Origin of the sequence: Haloarcula sp. CBA1115, assembly GCF_000827835.1 — an archaeon.
In the GTDB taxonomy this organism is placed as follows: domain Archaea; phylum Halobacteriota; class Halobacteria; order Halobacteriales; family Haloarculaceae; genus Haloarcula; species Haloarcula hispanica.
In genome coordinates, this window is record NZ_CP010532.1 from 94,984 (window position 1) to 116,496 (window position 21,513).

Genomic DNA, 21,513 nt, shown 5'->3' on the forward strand with positions numbered 1-21,513 from the left:
TATTCAGGAAGTATCGGGGCTTACTTCCTGAAATCGGACCGAATATTGTTCCGGCAGATCGTCTAATCTGACGCGAATCTTGAGGACCGTAATACCAGGTTCAGAAGCTTTCTGCTGCATCAACTCAGTCTGATTACGCTCAAATGAACTGCTCCCGGTTTTAATTTCGCACCAGTACTTTCGAAGTAACTCACCAGGATACCCCTTTTCAACCTCTAACACGCAATCCGGTAACCAACTCTTGTATCGGGGACGGCCACGACCGTCGTGGTACTGAGAGTGAGCGGCGTTCTGTACCATGCTGATGTGGAGTTCTTCCTCTGGCTGATCGAGGTCTTGTTCAATGAAGTTCTTGAGCGCAGGTGGACTATTACCTGGATTTTTGATCAGCGCTTCCCCGATAGCTCCGTACTGGTTAGCTCCGACTCCGAATACCCATGTGTCCGCCTCGGAGTCTACTGGGGTCTGGACATTTCTCTCTGGTTGGGGAATGAGGTAGACATCCGCCGCAGTGGTATCCTGCTGAGCTACTTTCTGCAGTGCAACGCGTACTTCGCCCTTTTTATTGAGCTGAGCAACGTGCGTTTCTGCTTCCTGCCGAGATGGATAGTCGAGAAATTTCCCTTCTGCTTCAGCGAGTTCGGCAACAGCACCATTTGCATCGGTTGCGGAGGATTTGACTTCAACGACAAATGGCTCCTCAGTGGAACCTGAACAGTGAGAATTCGTCCCGTCGCGGTTCATGTATCTAAGCCACTTGCTATCACGTTATAACCCTTAAGACGACGGAGTTGACCAAGAAATGCGACACGGAACCCAGTATATCGGGCTATAGCTGACTCATTCGTTCTAAACTGTGGTTATTATGATTGACTTGTCATCGAGAACCATCTTTGCACATCAAGCGTAATGAGAACCACCACTCGTATGACTGCTGGCTAACGCCGGACAAGTACAAGATGTTGAAGCAGAATGCACAGAGTTACGAGGATTCCTTCATCATATAGCTCGGTACCTCCTGTCAGTAAACCGCCCTTGCCAAAGCAGTCCAGCAATTAAAATGGCCCGCGATCAGCAAACACACTTCTTGCTTTGAGCTGCCTTCTAATGCCGAGATCGATCTTCTGATTCCGTTCTTCGCGGCTCATTCCTTCAGCACAAGCAGCGGCCATATTGCCGGCAGCCTGTCGATACAGCTTGAATATCTGACTGTAGTTTCCCAGTGTGAGTGAATATGACGTTACCCTGTAGTCCTTCAGAGAATCATCGATCTGCACACTTGCCTTATTGTTCGCCCGCTGGAAGCTGCGGCCCGCAGAGTCGAAAGACGAATGTTCGAAAGCGTCGATACCACTGTTAAGCGAAAAAATCACTTTCAGGAACAGCTCTTGCATATCAGCGTGTTTCTTATATACGGTTCTCTGTCTGCTCAGCCGCGAACTGACTCTATCACGATCAGGTAAGAGTTTTTGTGTCGAGGGCGGCTGCTCACTGGGAGTGTGTGTCGCTACCGTTTTGCTAAATTTAGAAATGGATGACTCCACATTAGGAAGGTGTCTCTCTTGGTTTGATTGACCGTTGAAGTACTCACCATTCAAAGTAGCAATCTCACGACTTTCAATTTTCCCACTAAGAGACTCCCCCTCGTCCAAAGTTTGCTGCAGTTCTTGATAGTAGTCTAAAGCCTGGTTGATATTGCCAGCACCAACCGAAGGTGTCGAAGATGGAGTTTTTCCAGTCGGGTCTATCTCCTTCTCAGAGAGTGAGCTATTTACCGACTCTATCGTTGTAGCTATTGACGACTGCAGCATAGAGTTTTTCTGGGGATCTCTAAGATCAGTTGAGTCAATAGTCTGGGCCAAATTCTGTAGTTCAGACTCTTCACTGGAGAAATCGGGAGGCTCCTCATCGATCGTACTCACGAGGGTGCCGAGGACGATAGTCCCACCTAACAATCGGAAAAGGTTACGACGAGAAAGAAGTATTTCGTCGGTATCTTCGTCACCAGACATTGCATTTATTTTCACCGACAAGTATTAAATACATTTCCACTATCTAGCAGACTGTGGGCGAATTGGATACTGACCGTGTTAATTTAGCGGCAAGCCATCTCGATGGCGGACTGTACCGCCATGCGAGAGTAGAAACGCGAAAACCAGCGCTTGATTTGGCCGGTGCCCTGTCTGAGGTACACGATAGCAGCTTGGAGTTAAGCCTCGCAGAAGGTGATCGTATATTAATTCGAGCAGAGCAAGAGATCGATACCACAACACTACGCCGGCTTCGGAAGCTCACTGAGGTACTTGAGGACGACCTTGGGATTAATCTCGGGCATGGGAAGTTTGCCCGGATGGCGAGTACTGCGGCGACAGCCAGTTCGGTTGTAGCTGTGGCGATTGCTGGGTGGAATCTAGTGGAAGCTGCGGATACCTTGCGGGACGCTTCGAAGCGGGCAGAGTCACTACAAGCGGTGAAAGAGGACCGGTTCGGTACTTTCTACAGAGCAATCGGTCTATTCGTCGTAGAGTGTTTCTTGTTCACTACCCCACTCAATTACAAGACCGCTTGGAAAGGAACGCGGTATCTCAACAATCACTACCTCTATCGGTTGCGATCTACGTCGAAACTTCTCTATCGACTCACACTGAGCGAAGTACATTATGCGATTCGAGGATTCACCAAAGAAGCACTTCGTAACGCAGATCAGTTCGCTTCGTACCTTGCACAGGTAACCATCAAGAGTGTAAAGATCTTGCAGGAATATTCTGACGACGGAGTAGATGACCTCATTGAGACTGTACGACAAGAGGTAGAGGAGTTTCATGCGTTCGTCGAAAATAGCTATCAGCTTATTGTACCCGAAATTGAACTGCAATCCGTCGTTCAAGAAGTGGTCAAAGAACTTTCTACATTCATCGACCTTTCAGAACTATCCTCGAAGCAAATCATGAGCGGGATTGATATATAATAGGGAGCGATCAAGTAATTGTTCTACTCACTTTTTCACGAGCTAGCTGAAATTTCATCGAAGTTTCTGTTCCCCTCTATAGACAGCTTTGACTACAGCGATAATCACGACCAACAGTTGTTCCAGTTTGTGTTTCCCAACAAGCGAGTAGCGTGTCATAAAATGTGTCCCACGCCCTCTGCTTGGCGATTGTACAGCCCTCAATTCGCGCTGAAGCTCGTAACTTTGCCACTCATTAATTCTGTTCAGGACTGGTTGCATGAATTATATCTGTTGAGAACTATTGCATGACAGGTTCCAACAAAATGGAAGTTGGGGCTAGTCTTTCGGGACAATTCTTATCCTGAGTGGTGAGATGGGGAAAGTATGAATATGCCATAATCAGTGTAGTTTTATATCTGATGTTACCCTCGCTTGACGCGCTTGTAGATAACTCGAACAACACTCTCGAAGACGTTTACAAGACCGTCGTCCCTGAATGCGAAGAAATTCGCATTGCAACCGGCTACTTCTATTTATCTGGCTTTAACCTCTTCAAAGAAGATCTCGAGAACCTCCGCGACCCGGAGGAACTCGAACACGCCCCTTTTCGCATCCTAATGGGGCGAAAGACCGACCAACGTACCGTAGACGAAGTCAGTGAAGGCCAAACGCTACGTGAGCAGTTCGAGCAGGAGGTTAAGGAAGATGTTGAGGAACTGAACAACGCACAGATTGAACGTCTTGACCGACTGCGCGATTTCATTGCAGAGGGACTCGTTGATGTTAGGGTTCGAAATCCCGATTCAGGGTATTTTCATGCGAAAGGCGCCTGCTTTCGCGGTGCGACGGACAACCCGAGTCTACGGAATGGTGACCGCGATCAGCGAGGTGCGGTCACTATCGTTGGATCCTCGAATTTCTCACAGTCAGGGCACCGTCACAACGTTGAACTGAACCTGACCAGTCAGAACGGAAGTGACGCAGAAGCGTTTGAAGAATGGTACGACAACCAATGGGCCAACGGCGAGAAGTTCTCTGAGGAAATCATCAACATCATCGAGGAGACCGATCGCTACAAGCAGTGGAAGGAACAGCAGGACGAGGACGATGATGAAGTCGAAGATGAGGCAGATATTGGAACATATCTCGAACCGTTCGAGATGTATAAACTGCTGGCGTATGATGAGCTGAACGGCAACGTCAGTGTTCGTGATAGCCCTCTGTACTATTTCCAGACACTCGGCTACGAGAGTGCAAAGACGAAGCTGTCACAATATGATGGCTGCATAATCTCCGATTCGGTCGGTCTAGGCAAGTCGTTCATTGGAAGCGAACTCCTCTACGACTACCGAGAACAAGGTGACCGTTGTCTCCTCATCGTCCCAGCCAACCTAACCGACCAGTGGCGTGATCTCCTCCAAAACGCGACAGACGAAGACGGAGACCCGTTCTTCGGCCTCGAGGTTGATGGAAAACACTTGCAGGTCATGAGCATCAGCAAATTCCAGAACCTCACATACGAGGAGGTGAACGCTCTGGACGACCAATTTGATGTGGTGCTCATCGACGAGGCGCACCGATTCCGAAATCACGGGAAGTGGAATCCAAATCCGGTTGACGACGACGATTACACGGGGACTCGTCGACATGCGAACGCTCGCCTCCTCCGGAACAACACGATGATCATGCTGACTGCGACGCCAATCAATAACTCAGCTACCGATCTCAAGAACCTCATTGGGTTGTTCACCGACGAAAACGAACTGATGAACAAGGCATCCTTGAAATTCAGCGCCTTCGACGAGTACATCGACCTCGCAGCGGAGCGTAAGCGAATTGCTGCCGGTAAAGACAAAGCCTCTGAGAAGGAGCAGCGCCAGATGACAGAGCAGCTCAAGCGTCACTCGGACGAGATCTCCGAGATACTAAACGAGGTGATGGTGCTCCGGACTCGAAAGCACGTCAAAGAGACGCTAACCGATCAAGACGACTTCGATATGAGTTTCAAGCCTCCCGAACTCAACAAGGAGCAGTATTCCCTCCCCCCCGCCTACCAGCCCATTTATCGTATGCTCCCGGACGTGATGGATGCGCTCCACCTCCCACATATCACCATCAAGAATCCACAGGCAGGGGGAACACTGAAAGCACTCTACAAACTAAACCTGCTGAAACGTCTCGAGTCCTCCACATATGCCTTTGTCCAGTCAGTTCAGACGCTACACGAGAGTGAGCGGTCACTTCTTGGATTCCTTGATGGACTCCCCGAGGACGAAGATATTGATGTACTGCGTACAGTGGGTGATGATGCAGCAGAAACGACATTAGAGGATTTCGTTGAGGGAGCGGACGCAGCTGAAGATCTTGAGCAAACGCTCGAAGAGTTCGGATTCGACAGTGGTGCCCTTCAAGCAGATGGGGGCGATTCGGACGACGAACTAGCCGATGCCACGGTTGGAGAGGTGAAAACGTACATCCGCGAAGACCTGACGCTCCTTGCCTACTTCCTCTCCCGGTTCATCGGTCGTGTAGCTCGAGACTCCGGTTCTATCGCGGACATGGAAGTTGAACTGGAACAGTGGCTCGCTGACCACGGTGCAGCAGTTCTTCCAGACGTACCGGAAGATGACCCGAGTCCTATCCTCTACCCTCAGCACGACTTAAGCGAAGCCGACACTGCTACGCTGGACTTCTACGAAGCCGTATTCGCGCTCCGCGAGTTCCGTGATCCCAAGATTGACCGGCTGGCCGGAGTTCTGAACGGGTACGACCAGAAAGTACTCATCTTCACTCAGTACCGCGCGACCGCAGACTACGTCCACCGGACACTCGTCGACAACGAGTCGTCACCCATGACGATGGAGAACAGTGCGGTCGTAAAGGGTGGAGACGAGAACAAACAAGACATCATCAAACGGTTCGCCCCAGAGGCGTCAGGGTACCAGCAGACACTGGCTGAAAGTGACGAGACGGAGTTGCAGTACGTAGTCGCGACAGACACTCTTAGTGAAGGGGTTAACCTTCAGGACATCTCAGTGGTCGTAAATTACGATCTGCCTTGGAATCCAATGCGCATCGTCCAGCGGGTTGGTCGTATCGACCGAATCGGTTCGACGGCGGACAAGTACGTACACAATTTCTACCCTGATGGAGACATAGAGGCTGCAATCAAACTCCTAGAGCGCTTGCAGGCGAAAATCAACGATATTGCACTCATCGTTGGCAAAGAGAACAACATTCTTGATCCGAACGAAGATGCGGTGCTGGAGAGGGCGGGAGTCGAGACAGAGAAGACTATCGGGGAATTGGAGATTGAGGAGATTGAGTCGTCGATTCGAGAGTCCCGTGATGTGACTGACTACAACGAGCTGGACGACACGTCGAAGAATCCACTGCTACGGAACGCTGGAAGTGACGAGAACGCGGCATTCGAGCGTGTGCTCCTCAAGGAGGAGCTGAATGAAGACTATGGACTCTCTTCGGAGGACTTCGAGTTTGCAGAGGACTATTTCGAGGAACCCACCGATGAACGAGAGTTCCTCTACACGAACGCTATTGGTCACGATACCGGCCCGCGTCCGGGTGTGTTTGGTCTTGTCCATCTCTGGTTCGAGAACGATGAAACCGGAGAACCCGAAGATGCACCGCTTGGGCGTGTACGGCGAGCATTGTACTACAAACCGTTCAGTGGTGACCTGAAAGAGCGACCCGTTGGTTCACTCGGCATAGCACCGGAAACGCAGGGTGAACAACTCGCCGGGAACACCGACAGAGTAATCGCGAACAGGGAGTCGATCGAGGAGCATCTCTCCGAGCGGTTAGAGGAGATACGTGAAGGGCAGGTCGAGGAAGTGTTTAGCGGTGGTGGTCAGTCGGCCACACAGGAGATGCTACTCGACATGATGCAGATGCGAATCCTCCCACAGTACGGTGACCAGCCCGCACCTGTAGACGAGCAGGACACGGTCGGGGAGTGGGCGAATGCCTTGTTCGATCGGCTGGATCGAGTGAAGCTCAAACACACAGATGAAGACCGAGTGTTGCGAGAGACCTTCCGGGAACATCCGGACTACACCTCCCTCGGTGACTGGCCGGTCGAGGAGTTCCTTGTCGAACTAGAGACATTCCTCGAGGACAATATCGAAGCATCTGCGGAGTATCAGACCACTCTCGTAGGGGAGAGCGCCGTCCAAGCTCGGCTCATCTGCTGGGGCGTCATCGGTCAGTAGTTCACACCGTTGGTTCTTGATATCCGATTACTGCGATATCCTCAACGTGCAACACGCTCCTAATGAACTTCATACACCGCATGGCTTCGTTATAGAGATCGTTGTTCCTCTCACCCCAATTCACCGGAACAATTAGACATCCAAATTCGATTTTTTTGCGGTTGCTTCGTTGTGTCTTTCCACCCTTGATGAACTTTAGTATGTCATCGCTCACGCGTTTCTGTTGGCTCTTTTCAATCTCAATAGCAATCCGATCTCCTGGGTGATACAGATCTACGCTATGGTTGAATTTCGGTGCCCATAATTTGCACTTCGGATTCAGTCCTCTATCTGAATCCTGTTCGAAATGGTAGTCTGGGAGTGCCTGCGCCACATGACTGTCAAGATCGGTTTGACTCTTCTCGAATACACTGTTTGGTGCAGCCTTGACGGCTGAGAGAATTCGTTCAAAATCGTCCTCAGGGAACATCCTCGATTTCTTCCGTTCCCGAATGTCCTTATTCAGAAACCCCTCTTTCACGACTTCTACCATGATTTACTTCATTGGTTGGTATCGTTAAGATTGTGGTTATTCTGGTAGTTCACTGCAATATCTCTCTCCGAGGCAGAGACGTGCTTACTATGCGAGTACAGCCGATATTCCCGTCACGTTTCAGGATTTCGACGGAGACACAGCGTTCTATTCGAGGACTGGTCGCAGGTCACGCCACCTCAGATCCACCTGAGTACCTGAGGCCACCCGCACACGGTAGAGGTAGGAGTCCCGCTCGTCACCAGTGGATGCGCCCGCATCGTCTCGAAGTATCTCGATAACCTCTCCGCGCTCGCCGTGGTATTGAAAGTCCGGGTCATCTCCATTGGGGATGTCGATTCGGACATAGTCACCCGGTTCAACGCTCTTCATTAACAAACTCACCAGTCAATATCGCCGACCTTCGACCGCCGGAGTTCGGACAGGCTCATTTCATGTTTGGGGTGCAGCCAGTACGGGTATCCATTGACGTTGAACTCACGACCGGTCGCTTGTTCGAGTACCTCTTGAGCCAAAGCAGTGAATGAGTACTCTGCACCGTTTTCCAGCCACTCCACGTTGTCACTCCGTCCCGTCTTCCCAGTAATCCGGGCTCGCCAGAAGTCGTCCTCTGGGTCGTAATCCCGCTCAGCATCGTCTGGTAGGCTTTCCTCGTCGAACAGGACGATGTCCCCCTCCGCTACCAGTCCAGCCTCGAGCAGAACTGTGATTGCCCTTTCAGCGCGATTCGACGACCGACTCTGTTGACGTTCCTTCTGCCGGCGCTTGGCCATATACTCCTCAGCCTCTGGGATGGGGAGCACTTGGCGGGCACTGACGAACACCTCCTCATCACGTTGGTGAACGTCTAGTTCGATGCAGGTGATGTCCATCCCGTACTCACGTTCGAGCCATACGACTGGGGTTGTGATCTCCGGGCCGAAGCTACCCGCGGCGAGCAAAATCCGTGGCCGGTCATCCAGGACGAAGTCAGCGTAGCCGTCCTCTGTGGTGGCGATGTCCTCACCAAGGAATTCACTGAATCGCTCGCCGACGGCTTCAGGTGTAAGTTGATTGTTTTCGTCGCGCCGATTGTTCCAGAACGCACGGTAGTCCTGTTGGAGTTCCTCTGCACTGATGGTTGAGCAGTAGCTCGCGTACTTGATGGCCTGGAGGTCAGTCGTCTTGTCTGCGCTGTCTCGCTTCAGTTCGATTACGACCAGCTTCCCATCAGGGTCAAGCGCTAACACGTCGGGACGTTCGGCAGTCCGATCAAACTTGGCGTACTGGGACGCGACAACGAGTAGGTCTTCACCGAGTATCGAGGGTGTTTCAATAATCCACTCTTCAATGTCTGCCTCAGTCAGGTTGAGAGCGTTAAAACTGGTGGGTTCGAGAGCTTTGATGCCCCTACCGTTAACGTGGTAGACCATAGTTTGTAAGTACGCTGTTAGTGCTACTTGTGTGGGCCTTCTGTTTCTAGTAGGTCGAACTTCTCGAACACCAGATCGAAGTATTCCTCAGTCATCATCCGGGGGTTTTGTACGCGATGGAAATCATCGAGGACAAACTGAACATCTTTTTCTCCAAGACCGTAAGTATGGAACGCCGCAGCGTCAATCTCAGCTTGTAACTCTCGACGTACATTCTGGTCGGTTGCGGGTTCAATACCACCGAGACGTTCTCTCATCTCAGCGAATTTCTCACCGTAGCAATTCAACCGTGCTGCACGGGTGGAAATATAATCGAAGTACTGGTCTCCCTTTGTCAATCGCGGCATTTGCGACTCTTTGAATTTGTAGATGACGAGGTTTGTATCGATCTTTGTTCGCATCAGGAAATCAAACGGTAGACTGTTCATTAATCCGAGCGCGGCGAACATTTCTTCGTCCGAGAATATTCGTTTGTATACCGAATGAAGTGGCGTCTCTCTCAATTCCTCTTCTGTTGGTTCTGGGGTTCGGTGCTGAAGCGCATAGATCGAGTCATGGGTGACGACACCTGGAGGAAGCACAGATACGATGGTTGTGCGTTCATTTGTTGAGTTGGTTATTTTCCGATAGACTAGCCGGTAATCGGAACAGTCGAGCAGCACGTCATCCTCTGCTAACGGCCTCCCGCGTTCCTCCTCAAGCAGGTCGTTCACAAACCCTTTTTGCGACCCAGTTCCGTCGAAGGCCTCATAGATTGCCTTCTTTAAGAAGGGATATCGCTTCTTTCGGAGCCGATATTTGGCGCTTTTTGCTGGCGTATCCTCTTCAACGCTCCATAATTCTGGCTCATTCAGGTCTGTAGTTAGTTCTCTATTATACTCAAACTGGTAGATGTTTGAACCACCGAGAACTGGATAATCTGCGCCCTCTCGATTCTCTGTGAACCGGTCTCGATCCTTCCCTCGGTGCAATTCAGCCCGTGGAGTTGCATACCACTTGTCACCAATCTTCTCACCCAGAGAAGGGTGCTGAACAATGGAATCAATTACATCCGCTTCTCGTTGCGATCGGACGAAAGGAAATATACGCGCCTTCGGTGAATACTGTGCTAAGACTCGCTTTGGGATTTCAGCGGCTTGCTCGTCGAGGTTTTGTAGAATACTCAAGTCAGTTTTCTGGAAGACTCCTTTGAGTGTATCTGTCTCCCCAGAGTTCTTGAAGATGGTAATAGCGAAATTATACCGTGTGTCAATGTCCTCGAATATGCCTCGGTTTTCGAACCCGACCAACGATTCTAATGAGGTATTGTTCAAGAGGTGGAGGCGAACATCCTTCGAATTCGAACCCGAGTAGATCGCTCCAGGGAGGATTAGGGCCACTCTCCCAGTCTCATCCGTCAGCGAGAATGTACGCTCAAAGAACAGAGCTGAGAGGTCATTTTGATTGTTTGCTACTGTTCGACCATCGATCTGGGGAGATTGGAGATCGTATGCAGGGGTATCGTTGAAGTACGTATTTCTGATTTCGAATGACCGTTCATACCGTTCCCATTGTTGTTCCACACCCTCCTGTTCTCGAAGCTCTTTCTCAGTAGATTTCTTATCATCCGGTAGACGTTTGCTGAACAGTGGATCGTATTTTGTAAAGAACTCGTCCTTGTTCGGCGAGACAACGTCCCATGGTGGATTTCCGATTACGATATCAAACCCGCCGTCTCGATATACTGGTGCGAACTCAAGCACCCAGTGGAACGGAGAAAGAGACTCAACATCTTCAATCGTCACTTCGTCTTTGCCGGCCTCGTGGAACTGAGTCAATAGTTTACTATTCAGAGATTTACTGTGCTCCTCGATCTTTTCCTCCGCACTGACTCTTGCACCAGAGGCCTCTGTAGCAGAGGTAGCATTCCTGTGTCGTTCAATCTCTCCGATTACTTCTTCGTATAACATCCGTACGCCGTCACCAATTCCTCCACCCCAATTTGAGAGTGGAGCGTCACCAGCATCCGTTACTTCTGTTAACTCGGTGAAACCAATGAGACTATTCCCTTGCCGAATGTTGAAGTCGATATTGGGCAGTGGTTCGACCTCACTGGGCTCATCCTCAATGTCAGCGACCATCGAGAGCCACAAGCGTAGCTTGCAGATTTCAACTGCTCCATCGTCGATGTCCACTCCGTAGAGGTTGTTGAGGATAATCGACCGCTTCGCGTACAAGGAAGCACTCCCGCGTCCCTTTTCGATTGTCTCTAATTCCTCGACGGTGCGCTCCTCCAGTTCCCATGTTTTCCCCTCGTCGGCCATCTGCTGGAAGAACTCGATGCATTGCATATAGACGTCCAGCAGCACTTCCTGAGCGGCGAGCAAGAAGGCCCCACTCCCAACCGCCGGATCGAGGACTCGAGCTTCCTTCAGGAAGTCATGATACAGCGTCTCCACATGCCGTGTCTCGACGTTTTCGGTCGGAACCTGTGTCGTGACTGCCCCTCCATCGGCTAGTGCCTCCACACTGCTTTCAGCATCCGGAGCTGGGAACCCAAATACGTCGTCAATTTCCTCGTACTCGGCACTAACCTTCTCGTTAAGTTGATCGAGAAGGTACGGGTGGATCGTCTGCCGAGACATGAACCCGGTAATCTCCTCAGGAGTGTAGTACGCTCCCATCTCTTTCTGGTTGACAGTTTGTTCGAAGATGTGGCCGAGGATGGCTGGGGAGAGGTTCTTCGGATCGACGATGTCGAGTCGTTCGTCAACATTCCAGTTCCAGTCCGAGAGGAAGTCAAGAATATCACCGAACAGTTCGTTGGTGCGCTCGGTCGTGTCCCCGAGACGAGCGTCCTCGAACTCCTCCTCAATGGGGTTCTTCGAGAACAATCCGCCGTTGAGGTACGGAAGTGCGCCGAACTCGGTGCTCTTCTTGTTCTCGGCGAGGTAGTCGAAGAATAGCGGCTCATAGAACTCCTCGTAGACGTTCTTGCCCTCGTCTACGCGTTGTTTGTGGTGGTCATGGAGGTAGTTCGGGTCGCGGGCAAGCAGGCGTTTCTCCTGGATGAAGTAGAGAAAAATCATCCGGTCGAGTGTGACCTGCACGTAGCGCTGCTTGGCATCCCCGCGGTCGTCAGGAATACCGGCGACTTCCTGCACGAGATCGGTGCGGAGGGTCTCGAACTGCTGGTAGAATTCTTTGACGACTTGCTTAGTGTCGTAGAGATCGTCGTAGATCGCTGCCGCCGAGCCGAACTCAAGGCTGTTGAGTTTCTGGAGGATGGTATTCTTCTCACCAGTCTCGCTTGTCATCTGCTCCTTCGTGAAAGAGAGCTTCTGGTGCTTGATACGCCCGTGTTGTTGTCCATCGAGCGCCCGAATTCGGGTGAGGAAGGTGAACTCCTCGTAGTCGTTGGTGGCGACAAGGTTAGTTCGACGTCGTCGGTCGTCGGGTTTGAAATCGGAGGCCGATTCCCCTGGCCCTGCTTCGACAAGGACGATGAACTCGCGGTCGGTGAGCTGGAGCACGAGCTCGTTGTCGTCTCCAAGGTTGTCGCGGACTTTCAGACCCCGTTTTTCGAAGGTGGAAGCGACATCAGATAGTGAATCCCAGCCAGCGATGTCCTTCGCTGTAATCTGCTGGAGTGTATCCATGGGATTATCTTTTACTAGGACCTCATAAAACTACACACGATTGGAGAGTATACGTAAAATCAGAGTCATTAGTGAGCAGCCGGGTTCTGTGTCGAGGAAGCCTTGTAGTCGTTTGTGTGGTTGTCTCAACTGTATCTTGTAAACACTCAGGCCAGAAAGTAAGAAAAGCAGAAAGGTAGTGCTTTCTGCGGCTCCTCGAAAAGATCAGCAGTTTATATATCTGACCGGCGGCACACAAAGTCTCGATTGTGGTCTTTTGACCCTGTTATGGAGGTGTCTCCATAGGCTTATATCTATGGAGGTAATAACATAGGATAGCGGATGGCGTCCTACACTACCATCGAAGACTGGCGGGATGTCAAAGACGGCTACGTCGTTGCTGTGACCATCCGACAGACGGACGATGAATAAGTACCCGTGTGGTTGGGATTACAGCCTCCATCTTGGGGAGGTCGGCGGAGACACGATCCTCCGATACGACAATGCCCACGAACGGACGAAAGGGCACGAGCGCCACATTCACGACGATGTTGAATACATCGAGTTTCCGGGGTTGCTGACGCTTTACGACCGCTTCAAGGAGGAGGCTACCGAACTATCGCCCGTTTCGTGGAACTGATCACCGTAGGACGCCGCCGGGAGGAACACAATGCCCACACTCAAAGTCACCGTCGGAAATAGCGATCATCTCGACCAGCGCACGCGTAGTCGTCTCAAGGCAGCTCAGGAGGGTGAAGACCTTGACGACGCCCAACCGACACTGAACTTCGACTCGTACGCCGAACTCAGTCGTCTCCTCAGTCCGAAGAATCTGGAGCTGTTGGAGGCGATCTCCGAACATGAACCGGCGAGCATCCGCGAGGCTGCTGAACTGGTTGACCGAGACTACAAGCAGGTACACCGGAACCTCTCTGAACTTGCAGATATCGACGTTATCGAATTTCAGGGCGGTGGACCGGGCGAAGCAAAGAAGCCGATGTTGGCCTACGACGGTCTCGAAATCGACATTCCATTCACAGGATCGAACGGGAACACTGGTACTGTTGCACCGTAGTCTATTGCTGTAGTTCCGCTTCGGATAGAGTTCGGCCTCGGTGAGCACTTTGCTTGTGGCCTCTTCACCGGATGGGTTCAGGTAGGAGTGTATGGAGGGAAAGCCCCCTGTACGTTCCAAGAAAGGATGTCTATCCTCTTGCTGAAAACGAAGGCGATCATACATCAAAACCGCAACGGAGGTTACGAACACTTCTACGACACGCTGGAGTATCAGCTGGATTTCCCTCCGTATTGCCTGTGAGCCAGTCCAAAATTTTGTGTTCCTCTGGCGGGTGAGAGGATGACTGACCTTTCACTTCGTACGTTCGGAGACGGAGACAGCGCCGACAACGACCTCGATCCCGATGCTGCAAGCATCGCCCGATGCGCGACGACGTGTCGCGCTCCTGACCGCGACGACAGCAGTTGGGCCGCCCCGGACGAGGACTGGGGGCTGACAACGCAGCGGCCAGCGTCGTCGATCAACACGTCGACTGGTCGAGCAAGCAAACAGCAAACGCGCTGGGTCGTCGACGGGGACGTCGGAGCATATGTTGAGCAGTACGCAACTGATGTCCTGCAAATCCCAAACACGTACAGCGACTTCAGTTCAGTCGACACTCGAGTCACATTCGTCGATGGGCTTGCTGACAGCTACGGGTACGGCATTGACGCCCAAGCACTCGAAAAGGCATTGCGAGTCCTCACTGGTGGCGGGCGGTACACTGCGTCGAGATACACGGCAATCCCGTGCGGGAAGCAGCCGTGGATTCTGACGGGGCCAGAAGGGACGCTCTTGTGCAGCTGTATGCCCGTCGAGCGGCCGGAGAACCCATACACAAGGGAGCTTCGGACGCCAGAGACAACCCTGCAGATCGAGGAGCAGAACCAAACAGTCCGCACGGGAGCCGCTGAGTTTGCCCACCTGCTGTCCGACGCTCTCGGTGTCGATATCGAGAAGGTAGAGCACGCAACAGTACGCGGGCAAACCCAGCACTCGTTCGTCGGCGAGGAGGATGAGTTCACGATCAAAGCCAGTGACTTAGCACAACTGCATGGGTTGACGAATGACCCATCCGTCATCCAGGGGACAGTCAGCCGTGGAGTCCAGCCTCCCAGCGGTGGCGACCCAATCTCGGTTGAGTGGGACGGGCCGGAGCATCCGGTTGGATATCTCGACGAGGGAGACGTGATCGCCGGCTACGAGTTTACGTGGGAACAACCCGAAGAGTCGCTGGAAGACGTTGCAGTCGTTCGCGAGTACCGGATCACACGGAACTACTCGCGATGGACGTTCGACTACAATACTCATCGCCTGGCGTCGGTGGTCCCCTGACCGGCCGTTGTGAATACGGCGAACATATTCATGACGGCAGCAGTCAGCAGAAATCGGACAAGCAGGATTCGGTATAATACATTAGCTTCGCAAGGCTGATATTGAATCCATATCCGGCATACGTATGACGGATGAAGCCACGCTCCGTAACCTCCGTTCAATCCGCACAGCACTCGTCGCTATGGCGGTATCAATCCTCACAGCCGGACTCATCATCGCTGACGAAGATGGATTAGGATTTCCTCTATTTATTATCACACTACTCATCTGCGCCTATGCGTTTGTGTCCCCGTTCCTTCGCGGTCGATAAGCACGCTTCCAGAGCAGTTGTTTCACCTCCTCTGATGGATACAGAATCGTATTCACACCAAACGTGACATCGACGCCGCCACATTTTGTGTGCCCTCCGGCAAGTGGAGGGAAATCGAAATGTCACAGTCTACAGCGGCCAGCAGCACCGAAGCAGCAACCACCGACGCCGAAACGAGCGTGCCAGAGACGCCGGCGGACGGTGACGCAGAACTCGACACTGCGGACCTCCTGTCGCTCGATGCCCCGCAGCATCTTCGGATCAGCGGCGAGGTACAGTTGTTTGAGCGGATTTTCGCGGCGGCTGGCACGGTCACGGACAAGACGCGGATAGGGATTGCAGAGTCGGGAATCGCCATCCGGGCGGCTGACCTGCAGGGACACGCGATGGTCGACTTGCGTGTTTCTGGGAGTTCGTTCAACTCCTTCGATGCAGGGAGGGGGACACTAGGAGTGGACGTCGGTCGGGTCCGGGATGCACTCTCGGTCGGCGACGCAGGCGACCTTGCACAGTTCGCACTCGATGCGGCAAACAGCACACTGGAAATCAACATCGACGGGATAACGCGCACTATTGATCTCGAGGCGGTTGAATCGCTCCGCTACCCTGTCGAGATGCCAGAGATAGACATCCCGGCAACTGTCCACCTGAGTCCAGACGATATCTCGCTCGGTCTCGACGCAGCCGATATGCTTGCCGACCGGTTTGACCTCTCTGTTGACTCAGAAACCAGAGAAGTGCGGTTTGCCGCAGACGGCGACACTGACAGCATGACCTACCGGTGGGACGACACCGATCTCATCGCCTTCGAGCCTGCGGATGTCGCAGTGAAACTGGATTCGTCGCTGGTCAAATCGGCAAACGCTGGCCTGCCAGACGGCACGAATCGGGTTCTCCATATCGGAGACTCAGTACCGCTCGTGCTGAAATCGGAGTTCCCCGACGCCGATGGAGCGATGCAGTTCGTGATAGCACCGAAGCTCCCGAACTGACTCAGCTTCGAGCGTTTTGCAGAAACGGTGGTGTGTCCTAACCAACAGCGACCACCATACTTTCCGACTGTTGGTTAGCGCTAATTTTGTGTCTCCCCGGCTGGGTGAGGGATTTTCCTCTATGGACCCGACCGAAACAGTTCCAGACTACGAGCGCTTCGAGCGCGAACAGATCGCACAGGACCGCGACCGACGGCGTCCCGATACTGTCGAGATCGACGAGCCACGGGGCCGCGAGGTGGTCACCAGTCTGCTTGATGAGGGCGTGGTTGAGCCGATCCCAGAACACGAAGTCTTGCAGCACGTTCCCTCCGGCCAGTGTTTCGACTCCGACGTGGCGCTGGTGTACTTCCACAAAGGCTGGGAGGCTAGAAGCGAGGAGTAGCCAACTCGAAGGCTAACCAACACAGTGCCCCACATTCTACTCGGTGTTGGTTAGCGTCAGGACTTCTTCTCTGATGCGGCGTATGGGCGCGTCCCGAGAGTTGATACCCCATCGGAATTTCCCCAAGCGTATGGACCGCACTGACTGGCCGACACCCGGCCCGAACGAGCCTGTCCCGGCATGGGACGAGTACCGACAGCTGCGCGAGGCTGTCCACGACTATCTGGATCACGAGCCAGAGGACCCAACGTGGGCGGACATTTGGAAAGCACTCGGCGCGATCATGGGCGAGTACCAGCGCGATGCGTTTGCCCAAGCCTTCGACCTCGATGCGCCTACCGAGACAGCCTGCATACGGCGTCTTATCACGGGCGACGACGAGTGCCCTCACTCGCCGCTTGACGCCGACAGCGACCCGAAGGGGCCGCCTCACAGCCCGCCAGCAGACGACCACTCGACACTCTGGCTTGACGATGGCGAGCCGGCGTTGTACTCGATGCACGTTTACCCCGGCAACATCGAGCGATTGGATTCCACAGAGCCGCCCCACAATCTCTGGTTCGACGTCTTCGAGTTTGCCGCCGAGTGGGGACTAGAGGTCTCGATTCTCGCAAAGTCATGGTACAACCTTGGCTCGGCTATCCACGTCGTCTTCTACCCGCCAGAGCGGTACAGGTAGCCAGCTCACCTCGCTCTCGCTCAGTCAGCAAGTCGATTTTGTGACCCCCAGTGGAGGTGCGGGGGCGTGCCCGAGAGTGCGTCCCGAAGATAGACCGATGTCAACGATACAGTCAGACACTCCAGAGCAGTCCAGCCAACAGACCACTTGCACCTTCGACGATTCGGACTCCCGGGACGAGGAGATGCGCGACCAACTCGATGCGTGGGTCGAAGACCTCGCCGACCTCACCGACGAAGCGCAGGGCAGCGAGCAGTTCCAGCAGTGGCTCGATGTGCAGAGCAAGTTCCACGATTACTCGGCCCGGAACACGCTACTCATCAAGCTCCAGTGTCCCGAGGCAACCCAAGTCGCCGGCTACAATACGTGGCAAGACGAGTTCGACCGCTACGTCCAGCAAGGCGAGGACGCGATCTGGATCTGGGCTCCGATCATCACGAAGAAGTGCCCCGACTGTGGGAACTCGCCGTCGTATCACGAGAACACTGATTGCGAGTACGACGAGACAGAGCCCGAGCAGTGGCGGCGGGGACTGGTCGGGTTCCGGCCAACGTCGGTGTTCGATATCTCCCAGACTGAGGGCGAGCCGCTTCCCGAACTGGAGACAGAAGCTCACGGCGACCCGGATGGACTTGTCGAGGACCTGTTGGACGCGACCGACGAGATCGGTGTCGACGCAAGAATCGTCACTCCCGAAGAGTGGGAGCATGGGTCTGCACGGGGCGTTTGCGAGCGTCGGAACGTCATGACGACGAATCCGATGGTCGAAGCGGTTGACCGGGAGAATCGGGCCGCCCTCGCGAGTACACTGATTCACGAGTTCGCCCATGCAGAGCTTCACTTCAATGTCGAGGATGAGGCGGAGCGGTCGAAACGTGAGGTCGAGGCTGAGGCAGTCGCCTACGTGGTCAGTCGTCACTTCGGGCTGGACCCAGAGAACTCGGCGTTCTACCTCGCGGCGTGGGACGGCGACGCACCAGAGACGCTTCGGGACCGGTTGGACCGTATCTCGTCGACTGCGGCGGATCTGATCGACGCCGTCGAAGGTGCCAGCTGAGCAGTCGGTCGTGCTTTTCCAGACGTGCTTGAGAGGAGTGTTTTGTGACTCCCTTGGTGGGCGAGGGAGTCGAATATGCGTTCCACAGCAGCGTCAGGTGGCAGTCCTGTCGGACAGTTCTTGAGTGTCTTAGCAGAGTTGCGTGACCAGATCGGAGGGCCGTACTACCTCGGAGACGTGACCGGGCGATTGGACTGGCCCGACCGAGGAGTGTACTTCTTTTTCTCGCCAGCAAGCGACCTTCGGGCAACGACAGCGGTCGACTGGCGACTCTCCCGAATCGGCACCGTCGGCGTCAGTACCGGTTCGTCGAACACGCTCTGGAACCGGCTCCGGCAGCACCGGGGGAATGTCCGAGGGAAGTACGCCGGCGGTGGCAACCATCGTGGTTCGATTTTTCGCTTGCACGTCGGACGGGCGCTAATCGAGAAACACGGCTGGCACGACGAGTATCCTCACTGGGGCGAACCGAATCCCGACGCCGAGACGACTGCTGTTCGCGAGCAGGAACACGAACTTGAACAGCGCGTGTCGGAGTACATCCGGGATCTGCCGTTTCTGTGGGTTGACGTTCCGGGCAAGCCCGGACCCGAGTGTGACAGAGCCGAGATTGAGTCAAATACCATCGCAATGGTGTCGAGTTATCGTCGATCTGCAGGACCGTCAGACCTCGATTGGCTTGGATACCACTCGCCGAAATCTGAGGTGTATCAGTCTGGGTTGTGGAACGTGCGACACGTTTCTGACTCGTTCGACCCCTCGGTCGTGGACCAGTTGTTGGCGTATATCTCGTCAACGGAAGCGCTGGACCATCAATCGCGGATCTGATGGCAGGTTCCGCAGCGAGAACTCAGTACGCTCGGTTACGACCCCGTAGGCAACCCCAGTCAGTGGCGCAACCACGGGAACCCACGCAAACGGAGTCATGAACAGTTCCGTCGAGATGGACTCCCAGAGGGCAGCGTACATCAAAACAACGCAGACGGACGCAATGGCTGTTGACAGCCGCCATCGGACTCCCGCTACGAGCCCGGCCAGCGGGAGGCCGTAGAACGCTACATTACCCGCAATTGAGGACAGGAAGTAGGAGATACCAAACGCACAGAGATATGTCAGGAACATCGCTGTGCCTCCTATGGACGCGACGAATAGCCGTCGCCATCCAGCACGCTGGTCGGTGTCGTCCTGGTCGGACTGCTCGTCGCTTTCCTCGGTTGTCGTTTGGTTGAATATCTGAGTCCTCTCCGACTGTGTCTGGATGTGGCTAGACTCCGAACGAGAGGCATTGCGAGACTGCCCGTTGGCCTCAGTTTCGCCCTCGACTTCCTCGGTGATCGGGACTTCGCTCTGCAACGCAAGGACCCTGTGAGTGTCCTCTTCTGGACTGCTTGCTGGCTCTTGGTTCGCTGACTCTGGCAGGTTCAGGCGTCCCGTCTGTGTGATGTCTTCTTCGCAGAACGAGCACACTGTCAGGAGGTTCGTGGTCTTGTTTGTCCCGCCGTTCTCGGCGGGGATTCGTCGCACGACCTCCAAATCCTCCGCAGGGAACCGCGTCCCGCAGTTGGTACAAGTGTTGTTGTCCAACTGCTTCCGGAAGACGATCCGGTACGCCCAGTCTGGTGGGTAGTCACCCCGGTAGTTGTCAGGGTCGTCGTACTGCGATTCGATACCTTCCTTCATTCTGCTCGACACTTCCGCCCGTCTCCGTATTTAAGCCGCGGGGTCGTTTTGTGCCGCGCCTGCCAGCTGGGCGCGCCGGTCGGTGCGCTCGGTGTTTTCCATGTCTTCTGAGGCTCGACACTCTTGGTCAGCGGCGGCTGTCGGCGATGCACAGCAGGCTGAGTACATCGGGTTCCTTCACCGGGAACCGTTCGTAATCGATGCTTACCGGCTTGGATTCGCCGTCGGCGTTCGCGAGGACTACACCTACCAGTCCTCGCTTCGGAACGTCGACGTCCCGATTGAGATTCTAGACAACGACTTCCGGAATCCAGACTTGGACCGGTACATCGAACGCTTCGAGCAGTACGAGCCGTCGGTCGGGATGCTTGGCGACGCATACGACCAGCAGGAAGCGCGACGGTACAACCAAGCCGCACGGGAACTGAAACGGAAGTTTCCGGGCATGGAGGCCATAATCGTCCCGAAATGCCGCGACGCAATCGACGTGATCGACGATGATATCGTCCTGGGCTACCCGATGGGCTACTCCGACCAGACCGCCGACGAGTACACGGACATTGTAGACTGGCGAGGACGGCGCGTGCATCTGCTGGGGGCAAGTCCCACGAAACAGTATCCGGTGATCGAGGAGCTAACACAGCCGCGTGTGACCGGTGAAGAACCAGCCGATATCGTTGGCGTCGACTGGAACGGGGTTCATCTGGCGGCGCTTCACGGCGAGTACTTCTCACCACACGGCTACGGCAATGCAGACCACCTCTCGATCCGGGAGACGGTTCGAGAGAGCTTGCGGCACATCAGGTCCTACTGGAAATCGCGGGGTGTGTGGCCCACCGTGGAGAAAAACCGGACCCCGCTAACAGCGGAACCGATGGACTCTGTTTGGGCTGCTGACGGTTCGAGAGCGACTGTGAGTGGCCTTGAGGATGCGATTGTCGTCGAGTACGAGAACGGACAGACGCTCGCGTACCGGAGCCAACACGAGCGAGACAGAGTAGAGTACCGGGCAGGACTCACTCCCACTGAGGTCCACGGCTAGAACAGCTACTGCCACTGAGGCTCTTACCGAACTCAGTGAAACAGTATTGTCTGAGTTATGTCATAACCACTGATGATGAATACAGGGCGCGTATACAGCAAGGTTCGAAGGTTAGACTTGGCAGGATAAAATGAGAGGTGACAAGCTGAAGAGCGCGTCCGCACGATTCTGAGGGGCGATAGACACCCACCTCCATACATACTATGAGGACATCAAGAACTTGCACTTGGAGAATA

The 21,513-nt window shown here is 54.0% G+C and carries 17 protein-coding genes and 1 pseudogene; 11 read left to right on the top strand and 7 right to left on the bottom strand.

Translation table 11 applies throughout. The annotated features are described in order from the left end of the window. Positions 1–3: 3 nt before the first annotated feature. A complete protein-coding gene (locus SG26_RS21360; protein WP_147435175.1) occupies positions 4–744 on the bottom strand; it encodes a hypothetical protein in 741 nt (246 codons plus the stop codon). Positions 745–1,055: 311 nt separating this feature from the next. After that, positions 1,056–2,012, bottom strand: coding sequence for a hypothetical protein (locus SG26_RS19685; protein WP_050038622.1), 957 nt, complete (start codon positions 2,010–2,012; stop codon positions 1,056–1,058). Positions 2,013–2,065: 53 nt separating this feature from the next. On the opposite strand from SG26_RS19685, the gene SG26_RS19690 reads away from it, so the two are divergent. Further along, positions 2,066–2,968 carry a hypothetical protein gene (locus tag SG26_RS19690; protein WP_228841634.1) on the top strand — a complete coding sequence of 301 codons (903 nt, stop codon included), beginning with the start codon at positions 2,066–2,068 and terminating at the stop codon, positions 2,966–2,968. A gap of 401 nt (positions 2,969–3,369) precedes the next feature. Continuing rightward, positions 3,370–7,179 carry a helicase-related protein gene (locus SG26_RS19695; RefSeq protein ID WP_050038623.1) on the top strand — a complete coding sequence of 1,270 codons (3,810 nt, stop codon included), beginning with the start codon at positions 3,370–3,372 and terminating at the stop codon, positions 7,177–7,179. Between the two features lies 1 nt (position 7,180). On the opposite strand, the gene SG26_RS19700 is transcribed toward SG26_RS19695, so the two are convergent. From SG26_RS19700 to SG26_RS19715, 4 genes are all read right to left on the bottom strand, one after another. Continuing rightward, entirely contained in the window at positions 7,181–7,711 is a 531-nt protein-coding gene (locus SG26_RS19700; RefSeq protein WP_050038624.1) for a hypothetical protein, read from the bottom strand. 147 nt (positions 7,712–7,858) lie between these two features. After that, positions 7,859–8,083 carry a hypothetical protein gene (locus SG26_RS19705; protein ID WP_050038625.1) on the bottom strand — a complete coding sequence of 75 codons (225 nt, stop codon included), beginning with the start codon at positions 8,081–8,083 and terminating at the stop codon, positions 7,859–7,861. Positions 8,084–8,091: 8 nt separating this feature from the next. Next, positions 8,092–9,123 carry a hypothetical protein gene (locus SG26_RS19710; RefSeq protein ID WP_050038626.1) on the bottom strand — a complete coding sequence of 344 codons (1,032 nt, stop codon included), beginning with the start codon at positions 9,121–9,123 and terminating at the stop codon, positions 8,092–8,094. A 23-nt stretch (positions 9,124–9,146) separates the two neighbouring features. Continuing rightward, positions 9,147–12,761: an Eco57I restriction-modification methylase domain-containing protein gene (locus tag SG26_RS19715; protein WP_050038627.1), complete on the bottom strand. Its 3,615-nt coding sequence runs from the start codon at positions 12,759–12,761 to the stop codon at positions 9,147–9,149. Between the two features lie 321 nt (positions 12,762–13,082). On the opposite strand from SG26_RS19715, the pseudogene SG26_RS19720 reads away from it, so the two are divergent. From SG26_RS19720 to SG26_RS19760, 8 genes and pseudogenes are all read left to right on the top strand, one after another. After that, a pseudogene (locus tag SG26_RS19720) lies at positions 13,083–13,380 on the top strand (DUF6516 family protein). Positions 13,381–13,410: 30 nt separating this feature from the next. Beyond that, positions 13,411–13,815 (top strand): transcriptional regulator, encoded by a 405-nt coding sequence (locus tag SG26_RS19725; protein ID WP_014030648.1) that lies wholly within the window; start codon positions 13,411–13,413, stop codon positions 13,813–13,815. 282 nt (positions 13,816–14,097) lie between these two features. Further along, positions 14,098–15,132, top strand: coding sequence for a hypothetical protein (locus SG26_RS19730; RefSeq protein WP_050038628.1), 1,035 nt, complete (start codon positions 14,098–14,100; stop codon positions 15,130–15,132). 429 nt (positions 15,133–15,561) lie between these two features. Then, positions 15,562–16,434 (top strand): DNA polymerase, encoded by an 873-nt coding sequence (locus tag SG26_RS19740; RefSeq protein WP_050038629.1) that lies wholly within the window; start codon positions 15,562–15,564, stop codon positions 16,432–16,434. A 121-nt stretch (positions 16,435–16,555) separates the two neighbouring features. After that, positions 16,556–16,819, top strand: coding sequence for a hypothetical protein (locus SG26_RS19745; protein ID WP_050038630.1), 264 nt, complete (start codon positions 16,556–16,558; stop codon positions 16,817–16,819). Positions 16,820–16,949: 130 nt separating this feature from the next. After that, on the top strand, positions 16,950–17,498 hold the full coding sequence (locus SG26_RS19750; protein WP_050038631.1) for a hypothetical protein: 549 nt from the start codon (positions 16,950–16,952) through the stop codon (positions 17,496–17,498). A gap of 97 nt (positions 17,499–17,595) precedes the next feature. Next, positions 17,596–18,555, top strand: a complete 960-nt coding sequence (locus SG26_RS19755; RefSeq protein WP_050038632.1) for an ArdC-like ssDNA-binding domain-containing protein — start codon at positions 17,596–17,598, stop codon at positions 18,553–18,555. A gap of 75 nt (positions 18,556–18,630) precedes the next feature. Then, positions 18,631–19,383, top strand: a complete 753-nt coding sequence (locus tag SG26_RS19760) for a hypothetical protein (RefSeq protein ID WP_175055186.1) — start codon at positions 18,631–18,633, stop codon at positions 19,381–19,383. Here the strand turns inward: SG26_RS19760 and SG26_RS19765 are convergent. Further along, the gene (locus tag SG26_RS19765; RefSeq protein ID WP_050038634.1) at positions 19,348–20,235 is read right to left on the bottom strand and encodes an HNH endonuclease; all 888 of its coding nucleotides are present in this window, start codon (positions 20,233–20,235) and stop codon (positions 19,348–19,350) included. The genes SG26_RS19760 and SG26_RS19765 overlap by 36 nt on opposite strands. Before the next feature lie 100 nt (positions 20,236–20,335). Here SG26_RS19765 and SG26_RS19770 point away from each other — a divergent pair, with 100 nt between their 5' ends. Next, positions 20,336–21,277: a DUF6610 family protein gene (locus tag SG26_RS19770; protein ID WP_050038635.1), complete on the top strand. Its 942-nt coding sequence runs from the start codon at positions 20,336–20,338 to the stop codon at positions 21,275–21,277. Positions 21,278–21,513: the final 236 nt, after the last annotated feature.